Origin of the sequence: Stenotrophomonas sp. Ste86 (genome assembly GCF_024519465.1) — a bacterium.
Lineage (GTDB): Bacteria > Pseudomonadota > Gammaproteobacteria > Xanthomonadales > Xanthomonadaceae > Stenotrophomonas.
In genome coordinates, this window is sequence record NZ_JALJRW010000047.1 from 1 (window position 1) to 389 (window position 389).

Consider the following 389-nt stretch of genomic DNA (forward strand, 5'->3'; position numbering starts at 1 on the left):
GGGATCATGCACAGGTGTTGGAAAGCAGCCGAGCATGGCTCGGCTCTACCGGGACGGTAATGCGCGACACCGACGCCGGAGCACGCGCAAAGAAAAACCCCGCTGCGTGAGCAGCGGGGTTTTTGGGTATAAACCCTGGCGATGACCTACTCTCGCATGGCTTGAGCCACACTACCATCGGCGCAGCTGCGTTTCACTTCCGAGTTCGGGATGGGATCGGGTGGTTCCACAGCGCTAATTTCACCAGGGAGACGGTTGGAGCAGCGCATTGCGCCGGCTCGGCATGGGTCTCTTCCGAGAAACAAGCACCTTCGAAAACCGGGTGCCTGCAAAAAAAGAAAAACCCCGCTGCGTGAGCAGCGGGGTTTTTGGGTATAAACCCTGGCGAT

Annotated in this window: 1 rRNA gene; it reads right to left on the reverse strand. The window is 58.6% G+C overall.

The window, feature by feature from the left end:
* Window positions 1–133: 133 nt before the first annotated feature.
* Window positions 134–248, reverse strand: a 5S ribosomal RNA gene (gene rrf, locus NR101_RS18975).
* Between the last annotated feature and the right edge of the window lie 141 nt (window positions 249–389).